The sequence below is a fragment of the Paraburkholderia fungorum genome, from assembly GCF_046027215.1.
Lineage (GTDB): Bacteria > Pseudomonadota > Gammaproteobacteria > Burkholderiales > Burkholderiaceae > Paraburkholderia > Paraburkholderia fungorum_D.
In genome coordinates, this window is record NZ_JAQQEN010000002.1 from 3,215,335 (window position 1) to 3,230,018 (window position 14,684).

Annotated in this window: 15 protein-coding genes; 9 read left to right on the forward strand and 6 right to left on the reverse strand. The window is 63.6% G+C overall.

What is annotated here, in order from left to right; translation table 11 throughout:
• Positions 1-172 precede the first annotated feature (172 nt).
• From PQR27_RS34855 to PQR27_RS34865, 3 genes are all read left to right on the forward strand, one after another.
• Positions 173-946, forward strand: a complete 774-nt coding sequence (locus PQR27_RS34855) for an SDR family oxidoreductase (RefSeq protein WP_408528078.1) — start codon at positions 173-175, stop codon at positions 944-946.
• Positions 947-1,001: 55 nt separating this feature from the next.
• The gene (locus PQR27_RS34860; protein WP_408528079.1) at positions 1,002-2,084 is read left to right on the forward strand and encodes an ABC transporter ATP-binding protein; all 1,083 of its coding nucleotides are present in this window, start codon (positions 1,002-1,004) and stop codon (positions 2,082-2,084) included.
• A gap of 64 nt (positions 2,085-2,148) precedes the next feature.
• Positions 2,149-3,012 (forward strand): MurR/RpiR family transcriptional regulator, encoded by an 864-nt coding sequence (locus PQR27_RS34865; RefSeq protein ID WP_408528080.1) that lies wholly within the window; start codon positions 2,149-2,151, stop codon positions 3,010-3,012.
• Positions 3,013-3,036: 24 nt separating this feature from the next.
• On the opposite strand, the gene PQR27_RS34870 is transcribed toward PQR27_RS34865, so the two are convergent.
• Complete coding sequence (locus PQR27_RS34870) at positions 3,037-3,906, reverse strand: IclR family transcriptional regulator (RefSeq protein WP_408528081.1); 870 nt, start codon at positions 3,904-3,906, stop codon at positions 3,037-3,039.
• A complete protein-coding gene (locus PQR27_RS34875; protein WP_408528082.1) occupies positions 3,903-4,760 on the reverse strand; it encodes an IclR family transcriptional regulator in 858 nt (285 codons plus the stop codon). The genes PQR27_RS34870 and PQR27_RS34875 overlap by 4 nt, the downstream gene beginning before the upstream one ends.
• A gap of 275 nt (positions 4,761-5,035) precedes the next feature.
• On the opposite strand from PQR27_RS34875, the gene PQR27_RS34880 reads away from it, so the two are divergent.
• The 5 genes from PQR27_RS34880 to PQR27_RS34900 all read left to right on the forward strand — a co-directional run bounded on the left by PQR27_RS34880 (position 5,036) and on the right by PQR27_RS34900 (position 10,367).
• Positions 5,036-5,995: an MBL fold metallo-hydrolase gene (locus tag PQR27_RS34880; protein WP_408528083.1), complete on the forward strand. Its 960-nt coding sequence runs from the start codon at positions 5,036-5,038 to the stop codon at positions 5,993-5,995.
• Between the two features lie 54 nt (positions 5,996-6,049).
• Positions 6,050-7,774 (forward strand): FAD-dependent oxidoreductase, encoded by a 1,725-nt coding sequence (locus PQR27_RS34885; RefSeq protein ID WP_408528084.1) that lies wholly within the window; start codon positions 6,050-6,052, stop codon positions 7,772-7,774.
• A gap of 65 nt (positions 7,775-7,839) precedes the next feature.
• A complete protein-coding gene (locus PQR27_RS34890) occupies positions 7,840-8,076 on the forward strand; it encodes a DUF2783 domain-containing protein (protein ID WP_408528085.1) in 237 nt (78 codons plus the stop codon).
• A gap of 175 nt (positions 8,077-8,251) precedes the next feature.
• The gene (locus PQR27_RS34895; protein ID WP_408528086.1) at positions 8,252-9,580 is read left to right on the forward strand and encodes an MFS transporter; all 1,329 of its coding nucleotides are present in this window, start codon (positions 8,252-8,254) and stop codon (positions 9,578-9,580) included.
• 82 nt (positions 9,581-9,662) lie between these two features.
• Positions 9,663-10,367: a 4'-phosphopantetheinyl transferase family protein gene (locus PQR27_RS34900; protein WP_408528087.1), complete on the forward strand. Its 705-nt coding sequence runs from the start codon at positions 9,663-9,665 to the stop codon at positions 10,365-10,367.
• 55 nt (positions 10,368-10,422) lie between these two features.
• On the opposite strand, the gene PQR27_RS34905 is transcribed toward PQR27_RS34900, so the two are convergent.
• Both PQR27_RS34905 and PQR27_RS34910 read right to left on the reverse strand, forming a co-directional pair.
• On the reverse strand, positions 10,423-11,229 hold the full coding sequence (locus PQR27_RS34905) for a 4'-phosphopantetheinyl transferase family protein (RefSeq protein ID WP_408528088.1): 807 nt from the start codon (positions 11,227-11,229) through the stop codon (positions 10,423-10,425).
• 12 nt (positions 11,230-11,241) lie between these two features.
• A complete protein-coding gene (locus tag PQR27_RS34910; RefSeq protein ID WP_408528089.1) occupies positions 11,242-11,721 on the reverse strand; it encodes a hypothetical protein in 480 nt (159 codons plus the stop codon).
• A 275-nt stretch (positions 11,722-11,996) separates the two neighbouring features.
• Between PQR27_RS34910 and PQR27_RS34915 the strand changes: the two genes are divergently transcribed.
• Positions 11,997-13,232 (forward strand): YbfB/YjiJ family MFS transporter, encoded by a 1,236-nt coding sequence (locus tag PQR27_RS34915; RefSeq protein ID WP_408528090.1) that lies wholly within the window; start codon positions 11,997-11,999, stop codon positions 13,230-13,232.
• Between the two features lie 20 nt (positions 13,233-13,252).
• On the opposite strand, the gene PQR27_RS34920 is transcribed toward PQR27_RS34915, so the two are convergent.
• Both PQR27_RS34920 and PQR27_RS34925 read right to left on the reverse strand, forming a co-directional pair.
• On the reverse strand, positions 13,253-13,726 hold the full coding sequence (locus PQR27_RS34920) for an Lrp/AsnC family transcriptional regulator (RefSeq protein WP_408528091.1): 474 nt from the start codon (positions 13,724-13,726) through the stop codon (positions 13,253-13,255).
• A 365-nt stretch (positions 13,727-14,091) separates the two neighbouring features.
• Positions 14,092-14,463, reverse strand: coding sequence for a hypothetical protein (locus PQR27_RS34925; protein ID WP_408528092.1), 372 nt, complete (start codon positions 14,461-14,463; stop codon positions 14,092-14,094).
• Between the last annotated feature and the right edge of the window lie 221 nt (positions 14,464-14,684).

Here is a 14,684-nt window from a genome sequence, read left to right on the forward strand (position 1 = left end):
TTTTCTCGGCCAGTTTTGTGCCTAAGATGCTGTAAAGCAGGGTTATTCTGTGCAGCGCAATGTACTGGATACCCAATCTTCGGGATGGCTGGCCAACTGTGTAGCGTCAGATTTGTAGGAAATTTACACGCCACGGCTCGGGCAGCAAGCAGTTTCAGGAGCGAGGACGCAGATGAATCGTGTGGTGTTGGTAACCGGCGCGTGCGGCGGGATCGGCAGCGTGTTGTGCAGGCGCTTCGTGGAGCAGGGCGACACGGTGCTGGCGCTCGATATCGACGCCGCCGCGCTCGGCGCGTTGACCGCGCAATTGGGCGCCGCGCACGTCACGCCGATCGCGGTCGATCTCGGCGACGCCGCCGCAGTGCAGCAGGCGGTGGCCGAAGCGGTCAGGACGCGCGGCCCGGTAGACGTGCTGGTCGCCAACGCGGGCGCCGCCGAGGGTTTGACGCTCGCCACTACGGACGCCGCCAGCTGGCAGCGCGATATCCATCTGAACCTGAACGGCACGTATCACACGGTGGAAGCGGTGCGCGCGTCGATGATCGAACGGCAGCAGGGCGCGCTCGTGCTGATCGGTTCGGTGAACGGCATGGCCGCGCTCGGCCACCCGGCGTACAGCGCGGCGAAGGCCGGGCTCATCAGCTACACCAGGGCGCTGGCGATCGAGCTCGGCCGTTACGGCATCCGCGCGAACATCGTCTGTCCGGGCACGGTGAAGACGCAGGCATGGCAGGCACGCGTCGACAAGAATCCGCAGGTGTTCGAGGACCTGAAGAAGTGGTACCCCTTGCGCGACTTCGCGACGCCCGATGACATCGCCGACGCGGTGCTGTTCCTCGCCTCGCCGATGGCGCGGGTGATTACCGGTGTCGCGTTGCCGGTCGACGGTGGCCTGATGGCCGGCAACCGTCTGATGGCCGAAGAACTGACGCTCGAATCGCTTTGACTGGTGACCGCGGCGCGCGCTTCACGCAAGCGCACCGCACGACAATGAGGACAGCATGGCAGCAGTGCAACTGAGCGGCATCTTCAAACGCTATGGCGACACGCAGGTGGTGCATGGCATCGACCTCGACATCGACGACGGCGAGTTCGTCGTGCTGGTCGGCCCGTCGGGCTGCGGCAAGAGCACGCTGATGCGCATGGTGGCGGGTCTTGAAGAAATCAGCGGCGGCGATCTGATGATCGGCGGCACGCGCGCGAACAGCCTTGCGCCGCAGCAGCGCAATATCTCCATGGTGTTCCAGAGCTACGCGCTCTATCCGCATCTGTCGGTCTACGAAAACATCGCGTTCGGGCCGCGGATTCGCAAGGAAGCGTCGGAGAGTTTCAAGCCGCGGATCGAGGCGGCCGCGAAAATGCTGAACCTGAGCGGCTATCTGGACCGGTTGCCGCGCGCGCTCTCCGGTGGGCAACGGCAACGTGTTGCGATGGGCCGCGCGGTGGTGCGCGAGCCGTCGCTGTTTCTGTTCGATGAACCCCTGTCGAATCTCGACGCCAAACTGCGCGTGCAGATGCGCACGGAAATCAAGGCGCTGCATCAGCGTCTGAAGAACACGGTGATTTACGTCACGCATGATCAGATCGAAGCGATGACCATGGCCGACCGCATCGTCGTGATGAACGCCGGGCGGATCGAGCAGATTGGCCGTCCGCTGGAACTGTACGACCATCCGGCGAATCTGTTCGTCGCGAGTTTCCTCGGTTCACCGTCGATGAATTTCGCTGAAGGCGTGCTGGTGAATCGCACGCAGGGGCAAGGCCTCGCCTTGAAACTCACGGACGGGGGCGAGATTGCGCTGGAGGGTGTACCTTCGTCGGCGGCCTTGGGCGCGAAGGTCACGCTCGGTGTGCGCCCGGAGCATATCGAAACCATGCCGCCAACGCCGGACGCGACGATGGAAGTCGAAGTCGTCGAGCCGACTGGCGCCGAGACGCATTTGTACGGAAAAATCGGTGGCGGCACGTGGTGTGTGACGACGCGCCAGCGCTCAAAAATCGAGCCTGGTCAGCGCGTCACGCTGCGTCTGCCCGCTGAACATATTCATCTGTTCGATACGGAGAGTGGACGCAGGCTGGTCTGAACCGCGTGTTGCCCACTGAAGCTGCGACGCGACGCGGATTCATTTACCCCTTAAGGAACACTGGGTGTCCGCACCGAACTTGATTCCTCACATCCGCAGCGCGCTGGCTAGTCTGCGGCCCGCCGAGCGCAAGGTCGCCGACATGGTGCTGAGCGACGTCGACTTTGCGATGCGCGCGAGCATCACCGAGCTTGCGCAGCGCGCGGAGGTCTCCGAGCCTTCCGTCACGCGTTTTTGCCGCGCGATCGGTGCGCATGGTCTGCGCGACTTCAAGATGCAACTGGCGCAGAGCGTGGCGGGCGGTGTGCCGTATGCGTCCACGGCGGTGGCGCGTGATGACGACGTGCAGACGCTGATGGACAAGGTCGGCGAAGCAGCCGTCGAGGGCATCATGCATGCGCGTGGGGCGTTGGATCCCGCTGTGGTGGAAAGCGCGATTGCGGCCTTGTCGAGCGCGGGGCGGGTGTTTTTCTTTGGTGTCGGCTCGGGCTCGGGGTTGGTCGCGCAGGATGCGGCGCTGCGGTTTTTGCGGCTCGATATTGCGTCGACCGCGTTTACGGACGGTCATCTGCAACGGTTGTATGCAGGGCTGATGGAACCGGGCGATGTGGCCTTCGCGATCTCGCATTCGGGCCGTAGCGTCGAAGTGAATGAAAGCATTCAGATCGCCAAGGAACGCGGCGCGACCACGATTGCGCTGACCAACGTCGGTTCGCGGCTCGCGTGGCTGGTGGATATTCCGCTGCTGCTGCGAGTGCCGAGCCCGATCGATCCGAATACGCCGGGCGTGTCGCGGCTCGTGCATCTGTGCATCATGGATGCGCTGGCTATTGGGGTGGCGCTAAAGGCAGGGCCGAAGACGCTGGAGAAGATGCGGCATGCGAAGGCGCGGCTGGCATCGCATGAGCCGGAAGCGAGGGGAGATTGATTGCGCGGGCGGTGCGTCGGCGGATCAGGGTGTGGCCGCCATCCATCCAAACCGCCGCGACAACCTCAACGTTGCCGCGCCCAAAGTCTGCGCCGGCCCGCCCTTCAGTTCGCTGTCGAAGCTGCCGCTCGGCCCCATCAAGGCCAGAACCAGGCAGATGCTGCCGGTATGGTCCAGCACCGGTGCGGCCAGGGTATTGATGCCCGGCACAGGCCGGCTCAGCGCGGTATCGATACCGTCCGCGCGGATTTGCGCGAGGCGCTGTGCGTAATGTTTGGCCAACTGTGACGGCTGGGCGTCTTTGACACCCGCCGTTGCCGCTGCAGCCGCAAAAATCTCCTTCGCTTGCGCCCCCGCCAGCCGCAAATAATCCTGCGCCAGCAGACCATTGCGCACGTCGTCCGCGACATAAGCGGCGAACACGCGGCCGATCGCCGTATTCACCAGCGACATCACCGTGCCCACCCGCAAGCTCACGTGCAGCGGCCGCGCCGACTCCTCCAGGCGCACGACAGTCGGCCCGAGCGGCCCGAGCACCGCCATCGCGACGCTCATGCCGGTCGACGCGGCCAGTTCGACCACTTCCGGCTCGGCCTCGCGCGTCGGCGATAAACGCTGCAAGCCGATCAACCCAAGCTCCAGCGCGAGCGGACCGGCTTCGAAACAGCCCGCGGCATCGCGGTTCAGCAGACCGATTTTCTGCAGACTCACGAGGTGTGGAAACGCTTTGGCCGGCGGCATGCCCGCAGCGGCGGCCAGATCGCGCAAGGTCAACGGCCGGGCCGCAGCAACCAGCGCGGCAAGCAATTCGCCGGTGCTGTCGAGCGACTGGATGCCGCGCTGCGGTTTCGCATCGGCGGCGTTGTCGGCAGAGGTGTCGGGAGTGTCGGTCACGGTGCGGAAGACGCTTGCAGGGAGGGGGCGGCCGCCAGTTCGGCGCCGATGTCATGTGTGGCCGCAAGCAGCGCGCGAGCGGTCGGGCCGTCGGCGGCGACATCGATCGTGCCGGTCGAGCCGATCACCGTCAGCGCGAGGCACAAGTGGCCAGCCGCATCGAGCACCGGCGCGCTCAGGCTGCTGATGCCCGGACTCGGCGCGTCCACGCTGCATTCCAGTCCGCGTGCGCGGATCTGTTCGAGCACCGCCTCGAAGGCGGCGCGTTCATCGGGCGGCGTCATCGCCTTGCCTGCGGCGCCGGACTGATTGGCCCACATGCCGGCCAGCGCCTCGCCCGGCAGATGCGCGCAAAACACGCGTCCCGTCGACGTGGCCGGCAGCGACATCACCGTGCCCACATGCAGATTCACATGCAGCGGAAACCCCGCATGCTCGTAGCGGACGATGGTCGGCCCTTGCGGCCCCGCAATACAGATCGCGACGCTAAAGCCGATCGCTTCGGCCAACGCGGCTACGCGCGGCACGGCGGCGCGAAACGCCGGCTGGTTTTCCAGATGCAGCAAGCCAAGCCGCAGCGATAAAGGGCCGGGTTCGTAGCGGCCCGATAATTCGTCGCGTTTGATCAGGCCCAGCCGGCTCAAACTCACCAGATAAGCATGAGCTTGCCCCGGCGCGATTTGTGCAGCGTTGGCGAGGTCGGACAGCGCGAGCGGACTGCGCGCCTGCGCGAGCGCCAGCAGCACGCGGCCGCCCACTTCGACGCTCTGGATTCCGCGCTGGGTCTTGCCGCCGTCCGCCGTCTCGCTGACGCCCGCGCCTTTGCCCGCGCCCGATTTCGCTGCTTTGCTCACACTGCGCCCGTCTGTAAAAAGGGTCTATGTTAACCGAAGGCCCGCGCGAAACCGGCGCCAACCAGCCTTCATCTTAGGCGCTTTGAAATTTGCGTATAGCAATACATTTCGCTATTGACAAATAATCCAGCCCAGCCATAAGATGCATTCACCCCGACACACCGGCGCATTGACAGAGTCAAAAAACGGGGCGAGACAATCCTCCAATCCAGTCGGCCTGCGCGGAACGCGCGGCCGGCGGTCTCGCCTCACACCCACTTTTGAGGGAGACAAGCATGGCAAAGGCATTCGCATCCCAGGCCGACCTGGAAGTCAAGAAAGTCACGTGGACGCAACTGTCCGAGAACGCCTACGCGTACACCGCTGAAGGCGATCCGAACTCGGGCGTGATCATCGGCGATGACGGCGTGCTGATCGTCGACACCACCGCCACGCCGGCCATGGCGCAAGACCTCATCGCGAAGATTCGCAGCGTGACCGACAAGCCGATCAAATACGTCGTGCTGTCGCACTACCACGCGGTGCGCGTGCTCGGCGCATCGGCGTATTTCGAAGAAGGCGCGCAAGAGGTGATCGCGAGCCGCGGCACCTACGAGATGATCGTCGAGCGCGGCGAAGCCGACATGAAGTCGGAAATCGAACGCTTCCCGCGCCTGTTCGCCGGCGTCGAAACCGTGCCGGGCCTGACGTGGCCCACGCTGGTGTTCGAAAAAGAAATGACGCTGTTTCTCGGCAAGCTCGAAGTGCGCATCGCGCATCTGGGCGCTGGTCACACGAAGGGCGACACGGTAGTGTGGCTGCCGTCGCAGAAGGTGCTGTTCTCCGGCGACCTGGTCGAGTACGACGCTGCCTGCTATTGCGGCGACGCGCAGCTCGAACAATGGCCGACCACGCTCGAAGCGCTGCGCGCACTGAAAGCCGAGAAGCTCGTGCCGGGCCGCGGCCCCGCGCTGACTACGCCCGACGATGTCGACAAAGGCCTCGATTACACCAAAGACTTCGTCACCACGCTACTGCAACAGGGCCGCGAAGCGGTCGAACAGAAGCTCGATCTGAAGGCCGCGATGGCGCACACGCGCAAGGCGATGGACCCGAAATTCGGCCACGTATTCATCTACGAACACTGCCTGCCGTTCGACGTCTCCCGCGCGTTCGACGAAGCGAGCGGCATCACGCATCCGCGCATCTGGACGGCGCAGCGCGACAAGGACATGTGGGACGCGCTGCAAGCCTGATAAAAAGTACCGCAGAGCAGAGCAGAGCAGAGCAGAGACGGACGGAGACACAAGATGAGCATCAACTACCAGACGCTGTCGTTCGAATACCGGCCGTGCCGCGAACAAGGTGCACAAGACGGCACGGACCAGGCGGTCTATCCCGTGATCGTGGTCGGCGCCGGTCCGGTGGGCCTCGCCACCGCGATCGACATCGCGCAGCAGGGCGTGCCGGCCGTCCTGGTGGACGACGACTGTTCGTTATCCACCGGTTCGCGGGCGATCTGTTTTTCGAAGCGCTCGCTGGATATCTTCGACCGGCTCGGCTGCGGTCAGCGGATGGTGGACAAGGGCATCAGCTGGAATGTCGGCAAGGTGTTCCTGAAAGATGAACTGGTGTACACGTTCAATCTGCAGCCGGAAGCGGGCCACAACCGGCCTGCGTTCATCAACTTGCAGCAGTACTACGTGGAAGGCTTTCTGCTCGAACGCGCGCAGGCGCTGTCCAATCTCGAGATCCGCTGGAAGAGCAAGGTGGTCGGCGTGCAGCAGAGCGGCACACCGGGTGCGCAGGACGCTAGCGTGACGCTGACCGTCGATACACCCGATGGCCAGTACCCGTTGCGTGGCCGCTATGTGGTCGCCGCGGATGGTTCGCGCAGTCCGATCCGTAACCTGATGGGACTCGACAGCAAGGGCGTCACGTTCAAGGACCGCTTCCTGATCGCGGACGTCAAGATGGAAGCAGACTTCCCGACCGAGCGCTGGTTCTGGTTCGATCCGCCGTTCCACCCGAATCAATCGGTGCTGTTGCATCGGCAGCCGGATAACGTGTGGCGGATCGACTTTCAGCTGGGCTGGGACGCCGATCCGGTGCTGGAAAAAACCCCGGAACGCGTGATCCCGCGCGTGCGGGCGTTGCTCGGGCCGGATGCGAAATTTGAGCTGGAATGGGTCAGCGTCTATACGTTTTCGTGTTTGCGCATGGACCGTTTCCGCCACGGTAACGTGCTGTTCGCGGGCGATTCGGCGCATGGCGTCTCGCCGTTCGGCGCGCGTGGCGCCAACAGCGGCGTGCAGGACGCGGAAAACCTCGCATGGAAACTGGCGATGGTGCTCGAAGGCAAGGCATCCGACGCGCTACTCGACACCTATGCCAGCGAACGCGAATTCGCCGCCGACGAAAACATCCGCCATTCCACGCGCTCCACTGATTTCATCACGCCGAAGAGCCCCGTGAGCCGCGTATTCCGCGACGCCGTGCTGAAGCTCTCGCGCAAACACGCATTCGCACGGCAATTGGCGAATAGCGGCCGCTTGTCGGTACCGGCGGTGCTGCGCGATTCTCCGCTGAATACAGCGGACGTCGATCGTTTTACGGGTTTGATGGTGCCGGGCGCATCGTGCGTCGATGCGCCGGTGCGGGCAGCCGGACAACCGGCATGGCTGTTGCAGCAACTCGGTCAGCAGTTCACGGGCGTGGTGTTCTGCGGCCCGCAAGGCATCGATCCGACAACCCAGACCGCGCTGGACGCATTGCGTGCCGGTCCGATTCCACTGAACCTGGTGATCGTGTCGAGCGATGCTGCGCAGGTGGCGGCTTCGGCGGCCGCGGTGACTTCCAGCGCGAACGTCGTACACGACGCCGAAGGGCTCGCAGCGGCACGCTATGACGCTATGCCCGGCACGTTCTATCTGATTCGCCCGGATCAGCATGTCTGCGCGCGTTGGCGGCAACTCGATGTGCACGCCGTGCAAGCGGCATTGAAGCGCGCGTTGTGCGTGGAAGGCACCGCCTGAATCGCGCATCGAACAGAGCGCATCGATAAACGCGTACCGGCGCAAGAAAATAGCAGGAGACAGACATGGCATTGAACACGCAACCCAATCTCGCCCGCCCCGACGATTTCTACGAGGCGTTGATCGACATGCATCGCGATCTCGACGATGCGCAGAGTCAGTCGGCCAATGCGCAACTGATTCTGCTGCTCGCCAACCATATCGGCGATCACGCGACGCTGCTCGAGGCCATGCAGCACGCGCGTGAAGGCGCGGTCGACGCCGAGGCTAAAGGCGCCGCGACGCATTCGCTGGCCGCCTGAACGGACAAGACGATTAAACACTGCACGCGTGGGGCCATTCGAGCCACGCGCCATTCACCCCGGCGCGCGGCGCCTTAACACCGCCGCATGCCGTCCCTGTAGCACACCGGAAACGCGGCGCATCAAGACGCCGGACCCAGCGGGTCCGTTGGACCCTCACGTTTGGAGATAACTGATGAACCAATCCCTCGCCCGCGCGCTCGCGCCGGACGCGTCCGCTGCCGCGCACGACGATCTGTTGTATCGCAAGGTCTCACTGCGGATCATTCCATTTCTGTTCCTGTGTTACGTGGTGTCGTTTCTCGACCGCATCAATATCGGCTTCGCGCAATTGCAGATGAAGCACGACCTCGGTTTCAGCGATGCCATGTACGGTCTTGGCGCCGCGGTCTTTTATATCGGCTACGTCCTGTGCGAAGTACCCAGCAATATGCTGCTGGCACGCTTCGGCGCGCGGCGCACCTTCACGCGAATCATGCTGCTGTGGGGCATTGCATCGGTTGGCATGATGCTGGTGTCGAAACCCACGCATTTCTACGTGTTGCGCTTCATGCTCGGCGTGTTCGAAGCGGGTTTCTTCCCCGGCATCGTGCTGTATCTGACCTACTGGTATCCGGCGCGGCGGCGCGCGGCGGTGCTGTCGATTTTCTTTGCCGGCGTCGCGGTGGCAGGCGTACTCGGCGGTCTCGTGTCCGGCTGGATCATGCGCGACATGGGCGGCGTGATGGGCCTGTTCGGCTGGCAGTGGATGTTCGTGATCGAAGGCGCACCGGCCATCGTGCTCGGCCTGCTCGCGGCGTTCTATCTGGTGGATGGACCGCAGCACGCAACGTGGCTGAACGCCGACGAGAAGGCGCAGTTGATCGCGCAACGCGACGAGGACCGCCGTCCGGCGTCGGAAGCGCATTCGTCGCGCTCTTTCATGCAGGCGCTACGCAATCCGCGGGTCTATCTGTTCGCGTTCATCTATTTCTCGCTGACCTGTGCATCGTTGACGCTGAACTTCTGGATGCCGCTGATGATTCGCGACTTCGGCGTTCACGATGTGCTGGCGATCAGTCTCTATACGGTGATCCCGAACGCGATCGGCGCGGTGGGATTGATACTGATTGCGCGCCACTCGGATCGTCGTGGTGAACGCCGTCGGCATTTTGCGGTGTGCACGATCGGCGGCGGCATGGCGCTCTCGCTATTGACGCTGCATTTGAGCAGCTTCCCGGCGATGCTCGCGATTCTCTCGCTGGCCGCCGTGCTGATCTTCGCCGCGTTGCCGATCTTCTGGACCGTGCCGTCGGGCTATCTGTCGGGCGCCGCGGCGGCGGCCGGCATTGCGCTGATCAGCAGTATTGGTATCACGAGCGGGATCGTCAGTCCGTGGGTGATCGGTCTGATCAAGACGCGCACGGGCAGCATGGACAATGCGCTCTATCTACTGACCGCGCTGCTGTTCGTGAGCGGCGTCGCTTTGCTGCTCGGCGTGCCGAAGGAAACGAAGCGTATCTAAAGATCGCAGGGGATTGGACGTCATATCGGGTAGAGTCGCGAGTATTTCCTTGCGACCTCGCGTGTGAGGCCCGAACCCTGCGATGCATTTCGTCGAACCTGTTCCACTACCGCAAGACGTTCCGTCCGACATCGCGTTGTGGCGAATCGACTTCGCCGCCGGCGCCGCGCTGGACGATGCCGCTTTCGCGTCGCTCAGCGAGGACGAGCGCGCCAGAGCCCGAGGCTTTCGCCATCACGCGGATGCGCTTCGCTTTGTGTCCGTGCGCGCGGCGCTGCGCGAGCAACTAGCGCAGGCGCTCGGCATTGCGGCACACGCTGTGCGCTTTGCGCTCGATGCGAACCGTCGCCCGCATCTCGTCGATGCAGACGGCGATGCGCCGGATTTCAACGTGTCGCACGCAGGCGCGCATGGACTCATCGCGATGTCGTCGGTGCGGCGTGTCGGGGTCGATATCGAGCAGCACAGCGACAAGTTCGATTGGCGCTCGATTGCGTCGTTGACACTCGCCGAGAGCGAAGCAGCGTGGCTCGAGGGACTCGGTCGCGCGGAACAGTTCACCGCGTTCTACGAGGTGTGGGTCGCCAAGGAGGCGCTGGTTAAAACCACGGGCGTGGGGATCACGCGTGGATTGCAGAAGCTGACCGTTCTGCCGCGCGATGGCGCGCAGGTGAGATTACGCGATCACGTCCCGGACGATATGCGCGATCTGGCGGGCCGCTGGCTCGCGGCGCCGGACGCTTATGCCGCCTGCCTCGCGTGGTCGGTTTCAGGGATCGCGAGGTAAGCGCCAGGTAAGCGCCAGGTAAGCGCCAGATAGAACGGACGCGACCCGCCGACGTTCAGTCGCTGGCGCCGAATGCCAGCGCCTTCGGCCAGCCGAACGCATGGACCTGGGTGACCGGCTGCGCGAGTGCAACGGCGGCGCGAATTTTTCCAGCCATCGGCAGGTCGAGCACATGCCAGCGACCATGCCGGGCGAGATCGAACGCGCACGACACAGCGTCGCCGCCCAGCAGATCCAGGTCGAGGTCCTCCGGTGCATAACGCAACGCATTGCACAGACTGCTGTAGCGTGCGCGTCGACGTTCGCTGTCCGGCGCCGGGTCGGGCGGCGCGCCAGGCGAGGGCACGCTGACGCCGAGACCGAGCATGGCCGGCGCGATGCCAATCACGATCCAGATGCCGCCATACGCGATATCGATGACAATGCCGCGGCCGTCATGCGGATGCCGCGCGCGCAACTTCTCCTGGCCGTCGTCCTGCAGATCGACGGCGCGCGGTTCGCAGCCGAACAGATGCCCGACGATCCAGCGCACCACCGCGCGCGCGCTGATAAAGCGTTTGCGCAGCGCCGCGTTCGGATGCAATCGCGCGCGCTCGCGTTCGGACTTCGATAGCCAGCTATCGGCTTCCTGCACGGGCACCGGCAACCACTCGCAGCGGAAGCGCCATAGATGCAGCTCGCCCGCGCGTGGCACGGTGATCGTGCGTGGATAGTTGCGCGTGAGCGGGTGTGAGACAAAGGTGGGCTGCGCCGTCTTGACGATGGCGGGGGCCACTCGGGCAGACTGAGCGACGGGCGCAGCGTGCGAGTCGACACTGTCGCGCACACGTGGCGGCGCGGGATAAGCCAGTTCCAACGGCATACGCTCGGGTCCTCAATGCATATACGTGACGCGCCGCGCTTGCACGTTGAGTTCGAGACCGGCGTCGAGCAGGTCGATGGCGAACCAGCGGATCAGCTTCAAGACGCCGCTAACGGCCGGCGCGGGCAGCCACTCGGTCAGCATGCGCAGCGCGGCGCCACTATGGGTTTTTTGCAGTAGCGCGATGGTTTGCAGAATCACGGCTTCATCCTTGCCGAGATCGGCGGCGCAGCGGCATCGCGTGTCGAGCGGCCGATACGAGACGTGCATCAGCGAACGCATCAGCAGGTCGAAATGTTCGATGCCGTCCTGCCGCAAACCGACGCCGCTCAGAATGTCGCGCCAGTTCACACCACCGCGCGCCGTTTCACACGCCGGCCGCAACCATGTACGCACGGCGGTGAGCACCGTGCGATCGGTCGCGTCACTGACGTCGGTCACATGATCGTCGATCAGTTCGGGACGGCTGCTGTATTGAGAGCGAAAGTTCATCAATGGCTCCGGAATGGACACGGTGGTGTTCGGCTGATAGCACGAGCTCCATGATGCGCTAATTTCCACGTAAATGCAAATCATTCGCATTTACAAAGCGAATTATCGGATGATTTGACGCGCTGTGATGCGTGCTGTACCAGGCGTCGGCAGCCGGTGAGCGCCCACACGCATGCAAACGCGCAACTAACTGTCAGCCGCCAAATGCGACCCCAGATATGATGGCGAAGCGCCGCAGCAACTCTGCCGGCATCCGTGCCTACCGACGTCAGCCCATGTCAACAAAATCTCTCCACACGGCATCGACCGTGACGGCCCCCGAAGCGGCGCAACGCCGGCCCACCTTGTTGCTGGCCGTCGCCCTGTCGCTCGGCAGCGCGATCGCGCTGGGTCTGGCCCGCTTCGCCTACGCGTTGTTGCTGCCCTCGATGAAACTCGACCTCGGCTGGAGCTTTGCCGAGGCTGGCGCGATGAACACGGCGAACGCGCTGGGTTATCTATTGGGTGCATTGGCTTTTCCACGTGTCGCGCGACGCTGGCCGGCGGGGACCTTGTTCAGCGCCGGTTGTGCGGCCACGGTACTTCTGATGGCAGCGAGCGGCCTGCTCGCCGATACGCATTCGCTGCTGGCGATACGCGTGATGACCGGCGTGAGCAGCGCGGCGATTTTCATCAGTGGCGGCGTACTGGCGGCGCGCCTGGCGTCGGCGAGACCCCGCGATGCGGGGCTCGTACTCGGTCTCTATTACGGCGGCACGGGGTGGGGCATTGTGGCGTCGTCGGTGCTGGTGCCGTTGACGATTTTCAATGTCGTGCACGGTTGGCAGTACGCATGGTTTGCGCTGGCGGCCGCGTGCGCTGCGTTCGCGGCCATTGCCATCGGCACCGCCCGAAAAATCGACAGCGTTCACGCGACGGGGTCTGCGACCGCGCACGCTTCTGGCGCCACCGCTGCGCCGGGCTGGCCGAGTTTCAGTGCCGCGCTGGCAGGCTATGCGCTGTTTGGCGTCGGCTATATCGGCTACATGACGTTCATCGTCGCGTTGCTGCGTAACGCGGGGATGAGCGCGGCGGTGGTGACCGGCTTCTACATGTTGCTTGGCGTGGCGACGGTCGTGTCCGCGCGGCTGTGGTCCGGTCTGCTCGATCGCATGCGTGGCGGCCAGGCGCTTGCGGTGCTCAACGCGCTGCTTGCCGTCGCGACGCTCATGCCCGCGCTATTCACGCAACCGTGGGTGGCGTTCGTATCCGGTGCGCTGTTCGGCGCGACGTTTCTCTCCGCCGTTGCTTCGACCACGGCGTTCGTGCGCCACAACCTGCCTGTCAGTCACTGGGCGAAGGGCATCAGCGCCTTCACGATCGTGTTCGCGTTCGGACAGATCGTTGGGCCGATGGTGATCGGCTGGGTCTCGGACGGCGCCGGCCTCGCGCGCGGGCTCGTGTATTCCGCGCTGCTGCTCGCTGCCGGCGCGCTACTCGCGGCGTGTCAGAAGCCGTTGAGCCGAGCGTGATCGGGTGCGGACGATACCCGTCAGATCTGCACGGACGGGATGCTTTTCATACAGCGCAGCGCGAACATCGAGCGGCTGTGACGGATGCCCGCAATCTTGTAGAGCTTCTCGCGCAGGAAGCGCTCGTAACCCGCCGTGCCATCTACCGCCACCTTGACCAGATAGTCGTAATCGCCTGACACCAGATAGGCTTCCAGCACTTCGGTCAGGGTTGCCAGCTCCGCGCCGAAGCGGGCAAGGGCGTCGTCGTCGTGACGATCGAGGGTGACTTCGAGCAGTACCACGTCCGCGAAGCCAAGCTTCTGCTGATCGAGCAACGCGACGTAGCCCCGGATATACCCCTCTGTTTCCAGTTGCCGCGTGCGATTCCAGCACGCGGTGGTCGACATGCCGACCAGTTCAGATAGCTCGGCATTGCTCAGGCGCGCGTTCTTTTGCAACTCACGCAGGATTTTCCGGTCCTGGTTGTCCAGTGGGCGATTTCGGGTGCTCATGGCTTGCTCGGAAGATTGTTCTGTCGAGCGTCATTCTAAAGGAAGATCATTCTGATGCGGGCGGTCCGGCACCATGCTTTAAGAAGCCTATCCAGCCTATGCCTGGGTATATTTTCAAGGTGCATTGATGCCCGGGACAACCGTCCGGGCTGCCCGCCTCGAGCGGGTGGTCTTACGCGGCCACGAGCTGCCATCCGGTGTCTCGCCGCCTTCACAGGAAGAAGGCGGCACGCGGGCGAATTCCGGCGCTACCCGCGCTGGAGGACGCATTCGCCGGGCATGCGCACATTTGTTTTCTCTTGTGGCCGTTTGCTGACTGCGTCAACTGATCGGCGCGGCTAGAACCGGTACGCACGAGTGAAGGCTCAGCTTGGTTTGGTGGGGACTTTGACGGCGCTTTGTACGGCGACATTGCGATAGACGTCGCGACAGAATTGCATGCCGCTGTCGTGCGTACCGTTGAGGGCTGCTGCAATTTCCACGCTGCCTTCGACGCGTTTGGGTGTTGAAGGATTGACCTCGGCCGCGTCGATGGCGAACGGATCGGTGGGGGATGCCCGCATGATGCCGATGCCTTTGATGGTGACTGCGAGACAGGGATCCACCACTTGCGGCCCGTGCGTGGCCGCGACATTGAAGTTGACGTTTAGCGTCCAGAAGCCTTCATGAATATTCTGATGAATGATTACGGCTTTTACTATGTCTTGATGCGACAGCGTGAATTCATTGCTTGCCATCGGTCCCTCCTTGCTCACACGCGGTGTGTGCGTGCTGTGTGCGCGTTGCGCGCGTCCGCATGCGTGACTGGCGATTCTGGTGGAGTAGTGAGGTTAGTTTTACGCGCCTTTTTCCGCACTGCAAGTGAAAATGGTCCGTGATTGTTTTGTCACTGACCCGTAAGTTCGGGTTGGCGCGCTAAGCGCAAAGAGGGACGCCCATGTTGCGGGCGTCCTGGTCC